This window comes from Streptomyces curacoi, assembly GCF_001513975.1.
GTDB lineage: Bacteria > Actinomycetota > Actinomycetes > Streptomycetales > Streptomycetaceae > Streptomyces > Streptomyces curacoi.
The window spans coordinates 2,357-5,570 of sequence record NZ_KQ948008.1 but is presented as its reverse complement, the minus strand read 5'-3'; the positions used below and the strand labels follow the sequence as shown (position 1 = coordinate 5,570).

The 3,214-nt window shown below is 57.2% G+C and carries 1 rRNA gene; it reads right to left on the bottom strand.

Annotated features, from left to right (window positions below):
• Positions 1–43: 43 nt before the first annotated feature.
• Positions 44–3,165, bottom strand: a 23S ribosomal RNA gene (locus AQI70_RS36775).
• Positions 3,166–3,214 lie beyond the last annotated feature (49 nt).

Genomic DNA, 3,214 nt, shown 5'->3' with positions numbered 1-3,214 from the left:
AACGGTCGTTGCCTCAGAACTAACACAGTGGACGCGAGCCTCTATGGACAAGCCCTCGGCCTATTAGTACCGGTCACCTCCACACGTTACCGTGCTTCCAGATCCGGCCTATCAACCCAGTCGTCTACTGGGAGCCTTACCCCATCAAGTGGGTGGGAGTCCTCATCTCGAAGCAGGCTTCCCGCTTAGATGCTTTCAGCGGTTATCCCTCCCGAACGTAGCCAACCAGCCATGCCCTTGGCAGAACAACTGGCACACCAGAGGTTCGTCCGTCCCGGTCCTCTCGTACTAGGGACAGCCCTTCTCAAGACTCCTACGCGCACAGCGGATAGGGACCGAACTGTCTCACGACGTTCTAAACCCAGCTCGCGTACCGCTTTAATGGGCGAACAGCCCAACCCTTGGGACCGACTCCAGCCCCAGGATGCGACGAGCCGACATCGAGGTGCCAAACCATCCCGTCGATATGGACTCTTGGGGAAGATCAGCCTGTTATCCCCGGGGTACCTTTTATCCGTTGAGCGACGGCGCTTCCACAAGCCACCGCCGGATCACTAGTCCCGACTTTCGTCCCTGCTCGACCCGTCGGTCTCACAGTCAAGCTCCCTTGTGCACTTACACTCAACACCTGATTGCCAACCAGGCTGAGGGAACCTTTGGGCGCCTCCGTTACCCTTTGGGAGGCAACCGCCCCAGTTAAACTACCCATCAGACACTGTCCCTGATCCGGATCACGGACCCAGGTTAGACATCCAGCACGACCAGAGTGGTATTTCAACGACGACTCCACGAACACTGGCGTGCCCGCTTCAAAGTCTCCCACCTATCCTACACAAGCCGAACCGAACACCAATATCAAACTGTAGTAAAGGTCCCGGGGTCTTTCCGTCCTGCTGCGCGAAACGAGCATCTTTACTCGTAGTGCAATTTCACCGGGCCTATGGTTGAGACAGTCGAGAAGTCGTTACGCCATTCGTGCAGGTCGGAACTTACCCGACAAGGAATTTCGCTACCTTAGGATGGTTATAGTTACCACCGCCGTTTACTGGCGCTTAAGTTCTCAGCTTCGCCCACCCGAAAGTGAGCTAACCGGTCCCCTTAACGTTCCAGCACCGGGCAGGCGTCAGTCCGTATACATCGCCTTACGGCTTCGCACGGACCTGTGTTTTTAGTAAACAGTCGCTTCTCGCTGGTCTCTGCGGCCACCCCCAGCTCAAGGAGCAAAACCTCTCACCAAGCGTGGCCCCCCTTCTCCCGAAGTTACGGGGGCATTTTGCCGAGTTCCTTAACCATAGTTCACCCGAACGCCTCGGTATTCTCTACCTGACCACCTGAGTCGGTTTAGGGTACGGGCCGCCATGAAACTCGCTAGAGGCTTTTCTCGACAGCATAGGATCATCCACTTCACCACAATCGGCTCGGCATCAGGTCTCAGACTTAATGGTGTGCGGATTTACCTACACACCGTCCTACACCCTTACCCCGGGACAACCACCGCCCGGGATGGACTACCTTCCTGCGTCACCCCATCACTCACCTACTACCAGATTGGTCCGGCGGCTCCACCACTCCCCTTCGCCCGAAGGCTCCAGGGCGGCTTCACGGCCTCAGCATCACTGGATTCGATGTTTGACGCTTCACAGCGGGTACCGGAATATCAACCGGTTATCCATCGACTACGCCTGTCGGCCTCGCCTTAGGTCCCGACTTACCCTGGGCAGATCAGCTTGACCCAGGAACCCTTAGTCAATCGGCGCACACGTTTCTCACGTGTGAATCGCTACTCATGCCTGCATTCTCACTCGTCAACCGTCCACAACTACCTTCCGGTGCTGCTTCACCCGGCAGACGACGCTCCCCTACCCATCACAGCCGCCGTTGGGCGTACATGCTGCAATGACACGACTTCGGCGGTACGCTTGAGCCCCGCTACATTGTCGGCGCGGAATCACTAGACCAGTGAGCTATTACGCACTCTTTCAAGGGTGGCTGCTTCTAAGCCAACCTCCTGGTTGTCTCTGCGACTCCACATCCTTTCCCACTTAGCGTACGCTTAGGGGCCTTAGTCGATGCTCTGGGCTGTTTCCCTCTCGACCATGGAGCTTATCCCCCACAGTCTCACTGCCGCGCTCTCACTTACCGGCATTCGGAGTTTGGCTAAGGTCAGTAACCCGGTAGGGCCCATCGCCTATCCAGTGCTCTACCTCCGGCAAGAAACACACGACGCTGCACCTAAATGCATTTCGGGGAGAACCAGCTATCACGGAGTTTGATTGGCCTTTCACCCCTAACCACAGGTCATCCCCCAGGTTTTCAACCCTGGTGGGTTCGGTCCTCCACGAAGTCTTACCTCCGCTTCAACCTGCCCATGGCTAGATCACTCCGCTTCGGGTCTTGAGCGCGCTACTACACCGCCCTATTCGGACTCGCTTTCGCTACGGCTTCCCCACACGGGTTAACCTCGCAACACACCGCAAACTCGCAGGCTCATTCTTCAAAAGGCACGCAGTCACGAGAACAAGGCAAGCCTCGTTCCGACGCTCCCACGGCTTGTAGGCACACGGTTTCAGGTACTATTTCACTCCCCTCCCGGGGTACTTTTCACCATTCCCTCACGGTACTATCCGCTATCGGTCACCAGGGAATATTTAGGCTTAGCGGGTGGTCCCGCCAGATTCACACGGGATTTCTCGGGCCCCGTGCTACTTGGGTGTCTCTCAAACGAGCCGCTGACGTTTCGACTACGGGGGTCTTACCCTCTACGCCGGACCTTTCGCATGTCCTTCGCCTACATCAACGGTTTCTGACTCGTCCCACGGCCGGCAGACCGTGAAAGAGAGATCCCACAACCCCGCATACGCAACCCCTGCCGGGTCTCACACGTATACGGTTTAGCCTCATCCAGTTTCGCTCGCCACTACTCCCGGAATCACGGTTGTTTTCTCTTCCTGCGGGTACTGAGATGTTTCACTTCCCCGCGTTCCCTCCACTTGCCCTATGTGTTCAGGCAAGGGTGACAGCCCATGACGACTGCCGGGTTTCCCCATTCGGACACCCCCGGATCAAAGCCTGGTTGACGACTCCCCGGGGCCTATCGTGGCCTCCCACGTCCTTCATCGGTTCCTGGTGCCAAGGCATCCACCGTGCGCCCTTAAAAACTTGGCCACAGATGCTCGCGTCCACTGTGCAGTTCTCAAACAACGACCAGCCACCC